Genomic DNA, 17,187 nt, shown 5'->3' with positions numbered 1-17,187 from the left:
CTGAAACATATGTCACATGATGTCATTATCATAGGAGCCGGACTGGGTGGCCTGACCGCAGGAGCCAAGCTGGCCAAAGAGGGCTTACGGGTTTTGTTGCTCGAACAACATGATCGTCCGGGTGGTTGTGCCACTACCTTCAGGCGAAAGGATTTTACCATGGAAGTTGGGCTTCATGAAATGGATGGCCTCCACCCCAGGGATATCAAGCACCGGATTTTTGAGGACATCGGGCTGGGCGACCGGGTAAACTTCCTGCCCGTCCCCGAATTTTACCGTTTCATCAATGACCGTTACGACCTGGTCATCCCTCATGATCCGGAAAAAGCCAAATCCATACTGAAAGAGAGCTTCCCCGGCGAAGAAAAGGGAATAGATGCTTATTTCTATCATGTCCTGAATGTCCGCAGGGTCATGGTAGCCCATAAGGGAAAACCGGATCGCAGCCTGGGGCTTTTCCTGGATGAAATTATCGGGGATGAAGATCTGAAGCTTGTACTGCTTGGCAACCTGGGGTATTTTCACGACGACCCGTATTCCCTTTCCTGGCTTTACTACCTGAATGCCCAGGGCTCATACTACGGAGGCACTGCCAGTTTTATACAGGGAGGATCACAGAGCCTGTCCAATGCGCTGAGCAATCTCATCACTGAACGGGGCGGGGAGGTCCGTCTGAATCAGCTGGTTACATCCATCGATTACCGGGGCGACAGGGTATCGGGTGTTACCTTCCAGGAAGTAAAAGGAAAAAACAAGGGGCAGGTGGATCAGGCCGGCGCCAGAGAGATCATTATGAACGGCTCGGTACCGGGACTTTGCCGTTTGCTCTCCGAAAAAGATGCAGCTCCCCTGGTCCGATCAATCAGGGATCTGGCCATCGGAGCTTCTCTGCTAACCGTCTATTATGGATTTAATAAACCCCTGCAAACGATCGGGAACAAGAATTACTCGACCTTCATTTACGATGCATCTGTCCGGTCCCAAAGAGATATACTGGGTAACAATCACAGTGATTTCTCTACCCGCAGCTTTACCTTTGTGGACTATAGCCAGGTAGATGCCCGTCTGGCTCCGGAAGGCAAAAGTGTGGGTGCGGTTTGTGCCATTGATTATCCCAGCGACTGGGAAGGACTGGAGCGGGATGAATACATGCGTATGAAGGCCGACGTCGCCGACATTTTCACCGGTCGCCTGGAAAAGATCCTTCCTGGTTTTCGTGAAGCCGTGGAATATGTGGAAGTAGCCACCTCCCTGAGTGTTGAGCGCTTTACACTGAATCCCAAAGGAGCCGTTTATGGTTTTGCCCAACATCCCGGCCGTTCCCTGGATTACCTGTCTGTGTTACCTGAAAATGTTTTTGTGGCCTCCGCCTGGGGAAAGATCGGGGGCGGATTCTCCGGAGCCATGGTCAATGGCTACATGACAGCCATGGAGGTTCTGAGGAAACGTCCCGGAATTTAGAGGCGAACCGAAATAAGCAGCTGCTGGGAATGGAAGAGTCCCTCGCCCGGTAACCAGTGCAGGTTCCATCCAATTTTCGAGTGAATGCGTGAATTACGGAAAGGATCCATATAAAAATCGATCCTCCCGTAATCACCATGGCTGTAAAGCCTGTCTCCATAAAGCAGAGGTGATAAATCGCCCAGGTACATGGATCCCTGTATACCGAACATGCGCCAGCGCGCATCCAGTTGTGTGAGCCAGCCATGTCTCCATACAAAGCCCTCTGAATGCATCAGAACGTAGGTGGTAACCAGGCCGCTGGAGATATTCAGCTTGTCCAGGTCTGTCCTTCCGCTCAGATCCATACCTGCCAGGGCCACCAGAGAACCATCGTCCCGGATCACCAGCTTGTCGTCTGCTGCGGAAGTTCGGGCCAAATGGTAGCGGGTAGCTATGGCCGTGAAATAATAACTCCTGTAGCTGATGGTGGCATCTATGCCTCCAAGAATCGATTCTCTGTTCTCATCGCTCTGTCTGCCGGTCCAGTCCACCCAGCTATGAATGCTTCCCCACTCCCATTTATACCGGACCGAAGCACCCTCCATATTAGGCCGGTAATAGTTCAGGGAATCGGTGAGCAGCAGAAGAGGATAGTCCATTTTCTCCTTTCTGGGGAAAGACCCCGCAAAAAAATCGATCCGCTCGGACCGGAAGCTGTAGTAGAGATCGAGCTGTGGTTTTATTCCTAAAATCTCTCCTCCGAATTCATACATATAGTTCAGCCCCCCATGGATCTGATGCAGCGAATCAAATGTGAAAAAGGCCCCGGGATTAATCCTGGCTCCAAAGATGGTCTGGGGATGGCCGTATTCGGTGAAATACTCGCGGTTATCGAGAATCTGGTCAAATCCGAGGTAAAACTGCAAATCCTGAGCCTTTGCCGGCGAAAGAACCAGAAACAGCAGGACGATATGGAAGACACAGTTTTTCAATAGGGCCATCTGTTCAGGCAAGTTCCTTCAGGGCCACTTCCATCCGGTCGAGATAATTGTCTATTTGTGCCTCTGTCTCAAATCCTACGATCATCATATCCACACTTCCAAGTCCCAGAACAAACCTGAGTGCCTGATCGATTTTCTCACTCTCATCGCGCAGCTGCCCGTCTCCGACCAGCTTCATACCGATCACCCCCCTTCCCGATGCATGCATCTGGTGGATCACTTCCACCACTTCGGCCGGATCGGGCCGGTCCATGGCAATACCGAAGGGGTTCACCCGGGCATGCAAAACATCCACCCAGGGATCCTTCACCCCGGCAATCATGGCCTCCAGGGAGTGCACAGAGGTCCCGTGGGCCCGGATGACTCCCTTAGCCTTCAGATCTTCCAGTATATCCATCTGCCTCCGCTCACCATCGGTCCACTGCGCATCGACCATACAGTGCAATTGCACCACATCTATGTAGTCGGTATTCAGCTCCTTGCGAAAGCGGTCCACCACGATATGGGCATCCGGGCGCTCCGGCTCGGGGATCCCTCCTTCCCGGGTCCAGATCTTCGAGGTCAGTACAATCTCCTCCCGGTCCATTCCTTTTAATGCCTCGGCCACGATGCCGTGGGTCCCATAGGTATCGGCATTATCAAACATCCGGATACCCCGGTCGTAGGCATGCCGAAGGGTGGCGATGCTCTTGCTTTTCTCCTGCCTGACCAGAAAAGAACTGCGGTTTCCTCCATGGATGCCGGTCCCCACACCCAACAGAGTTGTTTTAATGCCTGTATTCCCCAGGGTCACCCCTTGCAGGGGATCCGGAGAAAGGAACCTCCCGGAAGTTCCGTACAGGGGATTGTGAAACATCAGGTGGGCGGTACCCAGGGAAAGGGCACCCAGGAACTGACGACGGTTCAGATCAAACTTTCCCATAATCAACTATTTTGGACCTAAGATAAATCAAAGTCCGTCAATATCCAGCAAACCAACTGTTAAAACCCTGCTTTTCAACTACATTTCAGGGAACCACATGTCCTGCGGAGTAAGTCCGCATTCGTACACCATATCGATACCATATTCCATTCTGCCCAGATCGTCGGCCCCCCCGTTATTGGTTCCGAAGGTGAACTTCACCCCGGCCTCTCTGGCCTTCTTGATAATTTTGGCACTGGGAATTTTGAAACGGTTGTTTATCTCCAGGGCCACCCCGCTTTCTGCCAAAGCCTGCACCATCCGGTCGATGCGCTCATCCGTCCACAAAGCATCATACTGGTCGGCAATCTCTGCCGGCAGGTAGGTCGGGTTCACATGGATATCGATGGGTTCAGTGCTAACCACCTTGACGATGTTCTCCACCAGCTGGTCCATGAAATCCTGGGGATCACCGATATCAGTCTCAGCTGGTATCCAGAGCCGCTGCCGAACCCCTCTGTTATTGGTCCAGGTCATGGCATCGGTAAACACATAGTTGAATCGTTCACGGCTCTCTTCGCTAAACAGGTCCAGCCACTCCCTTCCTTCGGCCTGCATGGCATGCCAGGCAAAAGGCGTGGGCTCGAAAGCATCCAGGTAGGTCTTCAGCGAATCATCGCTCTCAAATCCCATCTTGAGTCCGCAATTCACGGCAAAGCCATAAGTAAACCCGTAGCTCCGTGCATGAGCCAGCAACTCTTCCCGGGTGAGGCCTCCTTTCAGGTGGGTATGAAAGTCGATCAGGGGGAAATTCTGACCGGAAAGATCGACGATCTTCTTCTCAAATTCCAGATCGGCCGGGGGAGTGCCCGGAGTAGGCAGATCATCGGCCAGGGGTTTTACCTTGATATTTTTATAAGCCACCACGCTGCCCGGATCATGACACTGCAGAGCGAAGGTCCCGGACGACAGGAGCCTTCCGGCAAAACTCTCAGGACGGTAGGCTTCATCCGGTTCGGTGTATTCGGCTGCCAGAGCTCCATTGATGTAGGTCTGAATGGTTTTCCCTACCACCTTTATCCGATAGTTGAACCACTCATTATCGGGGGTAACCGCTTTCCAGACATTGCGAATGGCATAGATGCTTCCGGTCATCTTATGCTCCACATAATCGCCCTGACCGCTGGAGTTAAGCACCTGGCACTCATATCCATCATACGGCCAGCCCTCCTCCTGAAACCTGGTGTGGATATATATGCCCGAATTCGATTCCGGCTGGGTCTTTACATCCAGATTTAATTCAAAGTTCTTAAAGTTATGATCCAGGACATCTCCCGAATAGAAAAGATGGGAACGCTCGCCCGCAGTAACGATAGCACCATCCTCGATTTTCCAGGAGTCGCTATGCTCATTGGCTGTCCATCCATCCAGGGTCTTTCCATCAAACAGAGAGATCCATTCATCAGTGGTGGAATTACAACCGAGAAGTATCGTAGCGGTAAGGATAAAAACAAATAGTTTCAAAGTTTTCATTTTGAGATTAGTTAGTTGGTTATCAATCAGGAAATAAATGTAATAATTAAAGAGGGCTTTCCCTGAGACCGGGTGAAATTTTATAGGTCCGGCCGGGAGTTTTTCTCTGCAACTGTTCAACAGCCCCAATTATTAAACTATGTTAACTATTCTAATAAACAGGTGGATGACTGTTTCTTCTTACAGGGGAAAATTGTACATTGAACGCTTTATTTGCTAAACCCGGAAAAAATGACTTTAGACAGACGACGTTTTATCAAAACTGGTGGTGCGGCTGTGGCAGGAACCATGGTGCTTCCTCCACTTTTAAAATCTTGCCAGAACATTCAAATTTCACCAGACGTGAAAAACTATTTAGACCATTTTGAGGTGACCCCTGAAATATTGCAAAAAGTGATTGCCGAAGCCATGTCAAAAGGTGGTGACTATGCAGACCTCTTTTTCGAACATACCTTGTCCAACAGCCTTGGACTGGAAGATGGAAAGGTGAACAGTGCAAACTCCAACGTGGAGTACGGGGTGGGAGTCAGGGTGCTGAAAGGCGACCAGACCGGTTTTGCCTTTACCGAATCCACCAACCTCCAGGATATGCTGAAGGTGGCAAAGACTGCAGCCAATATCGCCGATAATCCCGTCACCTTTAACCAGGGTGAGCTTATAGAAAAAACCCTTCCCAATTACTATAAGGTTTCTCAGAAGTGGGAAAACTCTACCATTGATAAGAAAATCCCTTTTGTTCAGAAGCTGAATGATCGTCTGTTCGAACTGGATGAGAAGGTGACCAAGGCCAGGGTATTTCAGCGGGACGAGACCTCTTATGTGATGTTTTACAGTTCGGAAGGATTGCTTACCTGTGACCACCGTCCCATGGCCACCCTGGGAGTGGTTTGTGTTATGGAGAAGGATGGAACCATTGAAAATGATTACAGTGCACGTTCCGTGCGACAGGGTTTCGAATTCATGAATGATCAGTTGGTGGAAGAGCTAGCCCAGGAGGCGGTGAAAAAAACCAACTTTCTCTTTGGTGCCGGGAAACCCAAAGCCGGAGAACTTCCGGTTGTGCTTGGTGCCGGCGGATCAGGAATTCTGCTCCACGAAGCCATGGGCCACCCCTTCGAGGCCGATTTCAACCGTAAGGGGGAATCTATTTTCTCTGATAAAATGGGCAAGAGTATCGCCAGCGACTTTATCAATATTGTAGAAGACGGGACCATGGAGAACAACCGCGGAGCCCTTAATGTGGATGATGAAGGGAATGACGTGAAAAAGGTTTATCTGGTCAAGGACGGAGTCCTTGAGAGCTATCTGCACGACCGGATTAGCGCCAGACACTATGGGGTGGATCCTACCGGAAACGGACGCCGGCAGTCTTTCCGCCATGTACCGCTTCCCCGGATGCGGATCACCTATATGGAAAACGGCCCCCATACCAGGGAGGAAATTATTTCCAGTGTTGATTACGGGGTATATGTGGATAATTTTACTAACGGCCAGGTGAAGATTGGTGCCGGGGATTTTACCTTTTTTGTAAAATCCGGAACCCTGATTGAGAACGGAAAACTGACCATGCCCATCAAGGACATCAATATTATCGGGAACGGACCGCAGGCACTGGCCGATATTACCATGGCGGCCGGCGACTATCAGACAGCAACCGGAACCTGGACCTGTGGCAAGGGAGGACAATCGGTACCGGTTGGCATGGGCCTCCCCTCTGTGCTGGTTAAGAAACTGACCGTTGGGGGAACAAACGCATAATCCTGAAAACATTTGATCATGACCAAAGAAGAAAAATACAGCATTGCAAAATGGGCCATGGAACACGCCCTTAAGAATGGTGCGCAGCAGGCCCGTGTAATCATATACAACAACAACAGCAGCCAGATTGAGGTAAGGGAAAAAAAGATAGACAAACTGCAGGAATCCAACCGCAATGGCATGCGGATTAACCTCTATGTGGATAAAAAGTATTCCAGTATCTCTACCAACAGGATTACCAACAAGGAAGAGATGGCCAAATTTATTGAGGAGGCTATTACAGGAACCCGGTACCTGTCCGAAGATGAGTTCCGCTCCCTTCCCGATCCTGAACGCTATTACAAAGGCGGGGGACCCGATCTGCATACCCTGGATCCCGGCTTCAGCTCGGTGGATCCCCAGCAGAAGATAAATGATGCCTTTGCCATAGAAAAGGAGGTTCTTGGTGCGGATGAGCGAATTATCTCGGTCTCTACCTCGTACAGCGATGGAATGAGTGGGAGTGTGATGGTGGCCAGCAACGGCTTTGAAGGGGATACTGAAAATACCTACTATTCATTGAACGCCTCGGTTTCCGTGACCGATGGAGTAGCCCGTCCCCGCGGTGGCTGGAACGAATCGGCCATATTCATTGATGAATTAATCAGGAAAGATATCGGAAAAAAAGCGCTGAAAAGGGCCCTGGACCGCCTTGGGCAGGCAAAAATTGAATCCGGAAAAATGCCCATGATTGTAGAAAATAAAATGGCCGGAAGAGCTCTGCAACCTATGATCTCGGCCCTCAATGGCGGCGCCATCCAACAAAAACAATCTTTCCTGATAGGGATGAAAGGAGAACAGATAGGTTCGGACCTGATGACCATCATGGACGACCCCTTCCTTGTATCGGGACGCGGATCCAGATTATTTGACAGCGAGGGAATGGCCACTGAAAAGCGATCCGTAATTGAAAAGGGTATATTAAAAACCTACTACATTGACACCTACTATGCCAAAAAACTGGAAATGGAAGCCACTTCCGGAGAAACCACCAACCTGATCTTCAAGCCGGGTGAAAAGGATCTGGAGGGCTTACTTGCTGATATCGAACGGGGTATCCTGGTGACTGGTTTCAATGGAGGTAACAGCAACAGCGCCACCGGCGATTTCTCCTTCGGGATCGAAGGCTTCCTGGTAGAAAAGGGAAAACTGATTCAAGCTGTGGCAGAGATGAATATCACCGGAAACTTCAGGCAACTTTGGAAAGACCTGGTAGCGGTTGGAAGCGATGTGGATCCCAGCCGATCCTGGCGTTTGCCATCGCTGGTATTTGACAATGTTGACTTTAGCGGAATCTAAGATATACCTTTCATTCCCAAGGTATATTTTTTTCGCAAGCTGCTGATCAGCTTCGCAAAAAAGACCGGGCTTCCTTGCTTGAGGAATTGAAAAAACTATGGTCAGATGGAGGGCATGGCCTCCAGTCTGCGGATTTCCCCGGCCGCTTTCGGACCGATTTGAAGTGCAAATTTCCTGGACCAGGGGTTCCGCGCCGAGCGGTCCATAATCACCCCGGGAGGAGGCAGACAGATAAAATTGGAGTTCTTCCAGATAATCTTCTTTTCCACCACCTCACCGCTTATCAGATCCATGGCTTCTTTCTCAGAAATCAGGAGCAGGCTGGAGATCACCTCAGGGCCCAGCAGGATAATGGCTTTGGGATTGGCAATCTCAATCTCATCTCTTATCCATGGCATGCTTTTAAGGGCATACTCGTTGTATTGAGATTTATTGGCTTTGATCTCCTTGCCCAGCCGGCGGTATTTTTTCACATGATCCTCATCAAACAAAAAAACCTTGACCAGGGTGGTAAGCCAGCAGTGTTCTCTTTCAATCTCCAGGGTTTCCAGGATCACTTCGCTTAGCTCCTGCCCGGTATAAGAACTGCGAACCCGGTTCCCATCGTAATAGGGTTCGATGGAAAAAGGAGCTGTGGCATCATAAAGAGGTACATCGGGAATATCATTCACAAAAAAGACTTTGGCGGCCGGCTGAGGACCGATCACCATAATTCTTCCTATGTTCGTTTCAATGGGAACCACGGTCTGAACCGGATTCCCGTACAGGTAAGTGTTCTCCTGGGGGAACTTGATATTATTCAGATACTCCCGGGAACATTTTTTCTGGTATTGTTGAATGGTCATTGGCATCGTTTCAATGTGTTTACATGAACAAATTACAACATATTTTCAGAATTTAAAACAGAAAGATCCGGGTGCAATTCCTGCCTGAAATGTATCAACAGGGATCCCATCTGGAGAAAACCGGTATATCATTCCCCGCTGCACAAAGTCTAATGCATCAGCCACATAAACTTCCGATGTTACCGGGTCCACTTCCAGCCCGTAATAGCCATTAAACAGGGTGCCATCATAGGGATTTTCAATCAACAAACCGGGATCGGAAGAACCATGCACGGCATAGCTGTAGACATCCCCGTTCAGGAAATAGAGCGTATCCCCGCTTCCATTAATTCTGAGTTCCCTGGGTATTTCCCCCCGGGAGAATCTGTGAACAATCTGTGCCTCTCTGGATCCGGCACCTATCTTTACAAGCCCGGGGGCCTCACTTCCGTATGGACTGCCTTCCGAACCTCCGTCACACAGGACCCATAGAGTATGATAGCGGTCCAGGACCATGGAGTTGGGTTGCTTGAGTACTTCGATGGAATCAACCACACGGTCCAGCTCCGCATCGATCACCAGGACCTGGTTGTCGTAACTCCAGCAATTGGTATAAACAAAGCTGTCGAATTGCAACATCTGTTCTGTAGCGTGCTGATAAAACTCAGTGTTGCGGTTGCTAACGGGAATCGACCCGACTACCTCCAGGGTGGCAGGATTTACCACCGCGATGGAACGGGCATACAGATCACTTACATAGGCCTTGGTATCGCTGATGAAATGCATATACCTGGGCGAGGTGAGTCCGGTAATCTTTCCTTTTAGCTCAAAGCTTGAGGTATGGAACACATAGATTCTGCCGCTGTTATTGACCACGACATAGCCCAGGCTGTCGTGAATGGTCATGGATTGAGCCACATCACCCAGGGGTAAGGCATTGGTATTGAAAAATACATCATTCAGTATCTCCCTGGTCTCCGGATCATAATAGCTCAGGGAAGCGTTCCCGTACATAAAATTTCCCTCATTGACCACAAAAATCCCATTCGGGGAAACATCGTAGACAGGCCGCTCAAAGTTCCAGAGCAGATCATCCTCCATACATCCCGAAAGGGAAAAAAGCAAGAAAAAACTTATGGGGATCCATATTCGGAGCTTCATGACATCAGAATTGTATCTTTATAACAAGCTGAAAATTTCTTCCCGGCATAGGCCGGTATAAAATAGTATGGTAAGATTCATTGAACAGATTATTCAACTTCAGCTCCAGGGATAGATCCATTTGTTTCAGGTCGAACAGGGTCCCGGCTGAGAGATCATTCATAAAATAGGGGTAAAGGCGATCGCGACGGCTAACATCATTGCTGGAGGTGGTATATCTTTCACTATAGGCATTATACTGGTAAGTGAAAAAGAAATGGCCCCATCCCATCTGGACCATCACATTTCCTGAATGAAGGGGAATATAAGCCAGTTGTTTGCCGTATGATCCGTCGCTCCAAACCAGCGGATCTCCAAGGTTTACAGCACGGGTATACCCGTAAGTGGCCACGAGTTTATAACGGAATTCTGAAAAGTTTCCCTGGAGCTGCAGGTTGCACTCCATTCCTTTTGACAAAACACGGAGGATATTCTGCGGCTCCCAGTAGCCGCGGTAGGAAGGAATCCAGATGATCCAGTTCGCTATATCGGAACGGTAAAACGTGAGCTCCGTTTTCAATAACTGACCCGACAGATCCTGCTGGTACACCACCCCTCCTTCCATTGTAAAGCCCTCTTCGGGTCTCAGTCCGGGATTCCCTCCGGGTTGCCAGAAAAGGTCATTCAGAGCAGGCAGGTGATAGTTGCGTGCAATGTTTCCTTTCAAAAGAAGATCCACCCCCTTTATCAGCCTTATATCCATTCCCAAAAAGGGAATAAGCGGCAAACGCCGTCCGTCGACCCACTCCTGCCGTAGCATCAGGTTCAGGTTAAGCCTTTCCTTAAAACTCTTTCGAATCGCTATCCGGGTAGATAATTCGTTCCGGCTGCCATTATAGCCGGCACCTGAAACCGAATCGGCCGACCCCACTCTGTGATGATTCAGATCTATTTGGCCCTCCCAGGATAGTTGTTCCCCGGATTCTCCGGAGTAGGAAAATGAATTATACAGGCTCTGTTGTTTGCTTTCCGACCAGATGGCCGGAATCAGGCCCAATCCGGGAACCTGGTTCATCTGATTATAATCCAGACCTTTATCTGCAAAACCTGAACGAAGCATCAGCCTGCCAAAATCACCATAATATTTCCAGTCGGCCACCACGCGATGATCTCTGTCGACCTGCCTGTTCAAATTGGAGTTGTCGGGCCCCTCGTAACTGGTAGGTCTGGGAATGGTCCGATCGGCATACTGTCCCCAGTATTTCAATGAAGCAAGCTGATTGCTTCCCGGCCTGAAGTAGAGCTCCTGTAGTATGCCATAACGTTTATAGGCCGCATGATCGTTGGTATCAACAGGGTTGGTAATCGCTCCTGTAGAGGGGTCAATGGTAGCGACCCCCCGATTGATATACGTATAATTGTTTCTGGAATAGTTATGGTAAATACGGGTTTTGCTCTGGATCTTCTTATTCCCGGTACCAAGCTGCAGAAATTCATCAAAAGTCCTGTAGCTCCCGATGGCCTGCAGATAGCCGATCGATTTTGTTTCGTTCCATCTGGCCCGGTTGTTGATATTGATAGAGCCCCCGATGCCCCCGCTCCGGTCGGCCAGTGAAGCTGAGCCATGCTTCAGATGAAGCTCATCAATAATATAAACCGGTATCAAGGAAAAATCCACCATACCCGCCATGGGACTATTGATATTGATCCCGTTCCAGCTCACCTGTGTATGGGAAGCAGAAGTGCCCCGCAAAGAGGCAGTAGCCAGTGCACCACGCCCATGATTTTTGATGAAAACCGAAGTATTTTCCGAGAGAAGTTCAGACAGGGAAAGACTCAACTTATCCTGAATTACCGAGCTATCCACTTCGGTCTGTTTCATTCCTGCCTGCTCTTTTATAAAGATCTGTTCTGCTGTGATACTCACCCCATGGATATGAAAAACCGTATCAGTAATCCCCTGCCCCATTGCTGTAAAAGAGCTGAAGCCCAGAAGCAGGAATATGTGAGTTCTGAATCGCATCCTACTCTTTAATCAGTTTAAACCACCGGACGGAAGAGTCCCGTGCGATCCGGAGCAGATAGATTCCGCCGGGGTATGCACGAATATCCAGTGCATTGTTCTCCTGATAATGATCCACCCTGATCAAAACTTTGCCTGAAGCATCACAGAGCAGCAGGGAGGCATCAGTGCAGCCCTTTATCCTGAAGTAATCTGAAACCGGGTTCGGGTAAAGAACAGGCCCGGGATCCAAACTTGAATGTCCAAATGCAGCTGTCTGCCCGAACTGAACCGTGGTGGATACGCTAGCGTCTATCTCCGGGTTGCCCGGTAAGGCGGCGGTAATAGTAAGCGGACCCTCTTCAGTGACCCGGAGGAGGTGATACTTGTTCACTGTGGCTCCGGAGTTACTGGTGGTCCATTGAACAGGACCTTCTGATATTTTTCGCCCGTCCTGAAAAATAAATACTTCCAGCTGATACTCCGCCACCTCAAGCAGGGGAGGCAGATCCCGGATGACCACCATCCTGCTTTCCCCTGTTAATGAAGGATCAGGAGGTACATCCAAAGCGCCGGTCAACTCCGTAGAGAGTTCGCCCAGTCTTCCCCCGTCGGCCAGGATGCCATTCTGAACCTTGATGAAATGAATCCGGTCAATTTCTACATAGTCTCCATTCGTATCCACCGCCCACCCTATATCAAAGGCATCTCCTCCTGAGTTTTCAAGCTCCCGGGTATAAGGATTATCAGGAAGGCTAAAGGGCTCTGCGCCACGAAACTGATTATCGGCATATCCAAAAGCCCTGGGCATCGACTTATACCCGATGAAGTGTTCAAATACCTGGCCCTGTAACAGGGTGCCTTCCAGGCTGTAACTTTCCGGATCAATGGCTGGAAATGAGTCATGCACAGGGTAATAAGGCTGAGTGTGCAAACTGTTGGCCCGGATGACCCCGGAACTCCCCGACTGATCCTGCCAGGGGACATCCGCAGCAAACTCCCCTCCCGGATTGGAATAGGTCACCCTGAAATCCCTTCGCGTGGAGGAAAACCAGTAATCACTTCCGGCCAGCTCATACCAGGTGTCGTCTGCCTCAAGGTTCTCATTTTCATCCTTCATCACCCAGACCACCCCGGGTTCCGACCATTCGGGCATTGGATTCCCGAAGATGGTGAAATCAACTCCATAAGGATTCAGGGGATCATTTTCCACGGGCTCTTCAAAACGGAAGACGACATAACCACCAAAAGCTCCCAGGCAAACTGATCCGAGGATCCCTCCTTCCAGAGAGCGGGCCCCGCCAGGCGTTCCCCAGGGATCAAGATTAATGAGTTGTCCGGGAGCTGGAGTATATTCCATCACCTGTGATATATATTGAGCTTCTGAATCCAAAAGACTCAGGACAACCAGGAAGGATATAAGATAACTCCGGATCAATCTTTATAATTTTTGAATTATTTTACTTGTAATTCCCTGACTGTCTGTCACCTGAAGAATAAACGAACCTGCAGACTGCCCGGATAGATCGATCTCCGTTCCCGAAACAAAATCACTTTTTGCATACACCAGGGAACCCTGAATGGTATATACCTTCACCTCCATTATTTCTCTGGTCGCCGACCGGATAGTAAAAATGCCCCTGGTAGGATTTGGAAAGGCAAGAAACTCTGGTGCCTGCTCCATCTTCACCCCGACTGTATTTATATGCGTCAGTATAGCAAGAGGCTGGCCGAAAGAGTAGGTCACCACCATGTTCCCCGGTTCTACCTGGCTTATATCCCCTTTTGATTTCAGGCTTCCCAGCCAGTCATACTCCCCGGATGCGGTGGCCAGAGTGTCCAAATTGTGTCCATCCCCCTTATTGCCGTTCCATTTGCACACAGACATAATCCCTCCATAGAGGTTCATATTAAAGAGTACATTCCCCCCGGCATCCACCTCACAATCATAGACACCGCCAGGCAGGTCGCTGAGTTTTTCACCATGTGATACTTGCAGAACAGGCCTGTCCGGAAACTCTGCCACCAGCTGAATCATGGAGTTATCCCAACGATACAAGGCATTGGGATTCACGGCATAAGAGGTTCCATAATAGAGATTGTTCTGCTGGTCGATTGCCATTCCAGCCGAATATCCTCCCGGCTCAATGATCCTGCGGTGATGATTTAGCCCGGTAGTATCCAGGATAAATATGGCTGAAGGAGCCTCCCATGAAGGACTGTTCAAACCGGATACCAGAATGCTGTCGTTCCAGAAGATCAGGTCCATGTTCCCGGGAAAGGTAGCCTGCAATTCCCACCGGCCACTTGTCACATCGATGCTGTAAATGCGATCATCCTCGGCCCCATCGCTGGTATAGCCTGCCCAGATGGTGTTCCCATCAGGGGAAAGAGTGAGAAATGTAGCGTAATTGTTGGCCGAATAATCCGCCGGTTTCCCATACTTTTTCAGTTCGGTTCCGCTCCGGACCCCTAACATATGAATGGTGTCCCCATCATTCAGAAAGAAAAGAGTATCTGAAAAATCAAAAGCCCCGATATTGGGATAATCAGGAAACCAGGTAGCTATCTCATATCCATACCTGGGAGCCAGGGAACTCTGAGCATATGCCGGCAGTGCCAGCAGACAGAGTGTAAGCAGTGTTGAGTAAAAAAATTTCATCAGACTACGATTTAAATTAAAACATTTAAAGTCGCAGCGGGCGATAGTGAGGTAGTCGAGACCTGGGCGATATGTCAGATCAGCTTCCCGTTCACCGCGGGCTGCAAAAGCTGGTTTATCACTGGCAGGTCTTCTGACTTGTCCGAGCTTCTGAAACCTTCCCGTCCTAATCCCGACCGGGATTATCAGAACAGTGGTCTTCCTTCAGAAGCTTTGTTATGTGGATAAACAATCGCTGATCCACATACAGATTCACAGCAGCGGGAACTGTTACCGATTCTAACGGTATTCCCTTTTGATTCCACCGGCAGGCCGGTATATGGAAACCAATGATGGGATAAAAATACGAAATAAAACTATCCGGGAAAAGAATTAATTATCATCCGGTGGGGTCCATCCAAAATCCACGTACTCCCAGGTCAGATCATCCCCCAACACTTTAACCATGATAAAACCCTCCTCGGGCTTCGTCTCCGGTTCATTGTTCCACCATTTGCCGCTGACCGCACCCCCGGTGATAAAATGGACCTGGTTCTGGACATAGATATCCTCCAGAAAATGGAGATGCCCCTGAAGGACCAGTTTCAGATTATGTTCCAAAAAAAGGTTCAGCACTTCCCTGGAATTGCTTATCACGAGCCCTTCACTGTTGGCGGCCATGGAGCCCCTCATTAACTGCGATGCAGAGGTAATAAAGGGAATGTGCACGCTGATGACAATGGGAGTTCTCTGATCAATCTGCTTTAACTCATTGGCTATCCACAACATTTGTTCCTCCTCAATTTTTCCCTTATATCCCCCCTGTTCTGCCTGGTGGATACCATCCAGAATGATGAAATGCCACCCTTTGTGTCCGAAAGAATAGTATCGGGGACCCAAACGCTTTTCATACATCTGTTTGCCATATTCAGGATTTTGCTCCAAATTCTCCTCCTCTCTCTGCCAGCCGTAGACTTCGTGATTACCAATGGTATTGTAAACCGGCATATCAAATTTTCCGGATAAGTCCTGATAAAGCTTATACAGAGAATCTGCCCTGGTATAGGTCTGATTCAGAGCATCCATCACCATATCACCCCCGGTCAGCACAAAATCCGGTTTTCTTTTATTCACCTCTTTGATAGCCCATTGAAAACCAGTCTCAGCACCCCGCTCCGGCTGAAGGTGAATATCGGTCAGAAAGGCAAAGCTGAACCCTTCCTCCCCGATGGCCGCGGTCCTGTCGGTTTTTGAATTACATCCAGTCAATATTAGAAGCCATATAACCAGGAGTAAGCAGGATTTTTTCATCGTATACTGTTTAAGAGGTTTTACCATTTCTCACAGGAGATAACAGGGAAATTACGGTAGCTAAGATACAAATTATTTTAGCGGCTGCGGTAAGTAAGTCTTCTCCAAATTAGCTCCAGAGGACCAAATCGGAAGTACTTCAACCAGAGCGGGGAAATGATAAGCACCAGGCTCCAGATGGCCAGAACGATAAGAATCTGGTATTTTCGTTCCACACTTCCATACAAGCCCAGTCCATACCCATAGAAAAGGAGTGTGCAGATAAGGGTCATCAGTATATAGTTGGAAAATGCCATACGGCCCACCGCTGATATCGCTTCTTTAATCTTTCTGAAGCCCCCGGATTTGCTGAATAGCATCACCACTCCCACATAGCCCAGGGCTACAGCCACACTCCCCATATAATTAAACTGAGCCCCCGGGAACATGGAGAACTCCATGGCCCAGTGTTTCCTGAAATTCAGGTAAACTCCCAATCCCGTCAGCAAATAACCCGTCAACAATCCGTATATAATCATTTTCTTGTAGAAACCGGAAGAGCGCCCGCGGGTGAGCACCTCCCATTTAAAAAGTGACATACCCAATAGCATCAGGCCCGTGATCCTCCAGAAAGGCCTCATAAGAAAATAGCCTGTCTGCATAAAAATGCTTCCTGGAACCCGCAGCTCCATCTGCTTCAGCCAGGCGCTCCGGTAAACCTCCAGATGGTGATTAAGTACCTCTGTGCCAGGACTCCATTTATCCATGGTGGACCGGAGAACCTCCGGGGGCCAGTAAGGCAGCGACCACACAAAAAAAAGATCAAGCAGCATGGGAACAAGAAAAAAAGCGAAGGCCAAGTAAAGAAGTGTGGATGCAGCTTTATTACGAAACAGAAATACGAGCATGCCGCAGAGGCTGTATGACACCAGGATATCTCCCGACCATAGCAGGTAGCTGTGCATCATACCAAAAAGCAATAGCCATCCCATTCGCCTGTAATGGAGCTCTGCACTGCTAAACCCTTTTAGTTCGGCCCGCCCGGTAAAAAGTAATATACCGGCACCGAAAAGCATAGAGAAGATGCTCAGGAATTTTCCACTGGCAAGCATATGACTGAGGATCCAGATCCACAGGTTCATTCCCCTCAGATCGCCAAAGGCAGTGGGATTGATATAAGCAGCGGCGGGCATGGAAAAATGCTGGATATTCATGATCAGAATTCCCAGCACAGCAATACCACGAAGCATATCTATGGAAACGATACGATCCGTATTCGAAACCAGAGATAATGCGTTTCCCTTCATGAAAGCAAA

13 protein-coding genes and 1 riboswitch are annotated in these 17,187 nt (G+C 49.2%); of the genes, 3 read left to right on the top strand and 10 right to left on the bottom strand.

What is annotated here, in order from left to right:
* Positions 1–9 precede the first annotated feature (9 nt).
* A complete protein-coding gene (locus P1P86_01500) occupies positions 10–1,461 on the top strand; it encodes an NAD(P)/FAD-dependent oxidoreductase (GenBank protein MDF1573852.1) in 1,452 nt (483 codons plus the stop codon).
* Here the strand turns inward: P1P86_01500 and P1P86_01495 are convergent.
* The 3 genes from P1P86_01495 to P1P86_01485 form a co-directional block, all read right to left on the bottom strand.
* Positions 1,458–2,444 carry a hypothetical protein gene (locus P1P86_01495; protein MDF1573851.1) on the bottom strand — a complete coding sequence of 329 codons (987 nt, stop codon included), beginning with the start codon at positions 2,442–2,444 and terminating at the stop codon, positions 1,458–1,460. The two genes, P1P86_01500 and P1P86_01495, sit on opposite strands and share 4 nt — an antisense overlap.
* A gap of 4 nt (positions 2,445–2,448) precedes the next feature.
* Positions 2,449–3,366, bottom strand: a complete 918-nt coding sequence (locus tag P1P86_01490) for an aldo/keto reductase (GenBank protein MDF1573850.1) — start codon at positions 3,364–3,366, stop codon at positions 2,449–2,451.
* Between the two features lie 78 nt (positions 3,367–3,444).
* Positions 3,445–4,869, bottom strand: a complete 1,425-nt coding sequence (locus P1P86_01485; GenBank protein MDF1573849.1) for a DUF1080 domain-containing protein — start codon at positions 4,867–4,869, stop codon at positions 3,445–3,447.
* A 240-nt stretch (positions 4,870–5,109) separates the two neighbouring features.
* Here P1P86_01485 and P1P86_01480 point away from each other — a divergent pair, with 240 nt between their 5' ends.
* Together P1P86_01480 and P1P86_01475 are read left to right on the top strand one after the other, a co-directional pair.
* Positions 5,110–6,636, top strand: coding sequence for a TldD/PmbA family protein (locus P1P86_01480; GenBank protein MDF1573848.1), 1,527 nt, complete (start codon positions 5,110–5,112; stop codon positions 6,634–6,636).
* Between the two features lie 18 nt (positions 6,637–6,654).
* Positions 6,655–7,974, top strand: a complete 1,320-nt coding sequence (locus tag P1P86_01475; protein ID MDF1573847.1) for a TldD/PmbA family protein — start codon at positions 6,655–6,657, stop codon at positions 7,972–7,974.
* Between the two features lie 101 nt (positions 7,975–8,075).
* Here P1P86_01475 and P1P86_01470 read toward each other — a convergent pair whose 3' ends face one another.
* The 7 genes from P1P86_01470 to P1P86_01440 form a co-directional block, all read right to left on the bottom strand.
* Positions 8,076–8,819, bottom strand: a complete 744-nt coding sequence (locus tag P1P86_01470; protein ID MDF1573846.1) for a hypothetical protein — start codon at positions 8,817–8,819, stop codon at positions 8,076–8,078.
* A 45-nt stretch (positions 8,820–8,864) separates the two neighbouring features.
* Entirely contained in the window at positions 8,865–9,959 is a 1,095-nt protein-coding gene (locus P1P86_01465) for a YncE family protein (GenBank protein ID MDF1573845.1), read from the bottom strand.
* Positions 9,960–9,963: 4 nt separating this feature from the next.
* Positions 9,964–11,961 carry a TonB-dependent receptor plug domain-containing protein gene (locus P1P86_01460; GenBank protein MDF1573844.1) on the bottom strand — a complete coding sequence of 666 codons (1,998 nt, stop codon included), beginning with the start codon at positions 11,959–11,961 and terminating at the stop codon, positions 9,964–9,966.
* 1 nt (position 11,962) lies between these two features.
* Positions 11,963–13,300: a T9SS type A sorting domain-containing protein gene (locus tag P1P86_01455; GenBank protein MDF1573843.1), complete on the bottom strand. Its 1,338-nt coding sequence runs from the start codon at positions 13,298–13,300 to the stop codon at positions 11,963–11,965.
* Positions 13,301–13,381: 81 nt separating this feature from the next.
* Positions 13,382–14,602 carry a T9SS type A sorting domain-containing protein gene (locus P1P86_01450; protein MDF1573842.1) on the bottom strand — a complete coding sequence of 407 codons (1,221 nt, stop codon included), beginning with the start codon at positions 14,600–14,602 and terminating at the stop codon, positions 13,382–13,384.
* A 105-nt stretch (positions 14,603–14,707) separates the two neighbouring features.
* Positions 14,708–14,948, bottom strand: a riboswitch (cobalamin riboswitch).
* Between the two features lie 26 nt (positions 14,949–14,974).
* A complete protein-coding gene (locus P1P86_01445) occupies positions 14,975–15,892 on the bottom strand; it encodes a metallophosphoesterase (GenBank protein MDF1573841.1) in 918 nt (305 codons plus the stop codon).
* A gap of 77 nt (positions 15,893–15,969) precedes the next feature.
* Positions 15,970–17,178, bottom strand: a complete 1,209-nt coding sequence (locus tag P1P86_01440; protein MDF1573840.1) for a DUF418 domain-containing protein — start codon at positions 17,176–17,178, stop codon at positions 15,970–15,972.
* Between the last annotated feature and the right edge of the window lie 9 nt (positions 17,179–17,187).

The organism is Bacteroidales bacterium, assembly GCA_029210725.1.
GTDB lineage: Bacteria > Bacteroidota > Bacteroidia > Bacteroidales.
The sequence above is the reverse complement of the archived record's forward strand: the minus strand, read 5'-3'. Positions and strand labels throughout refer to the sequence as shown.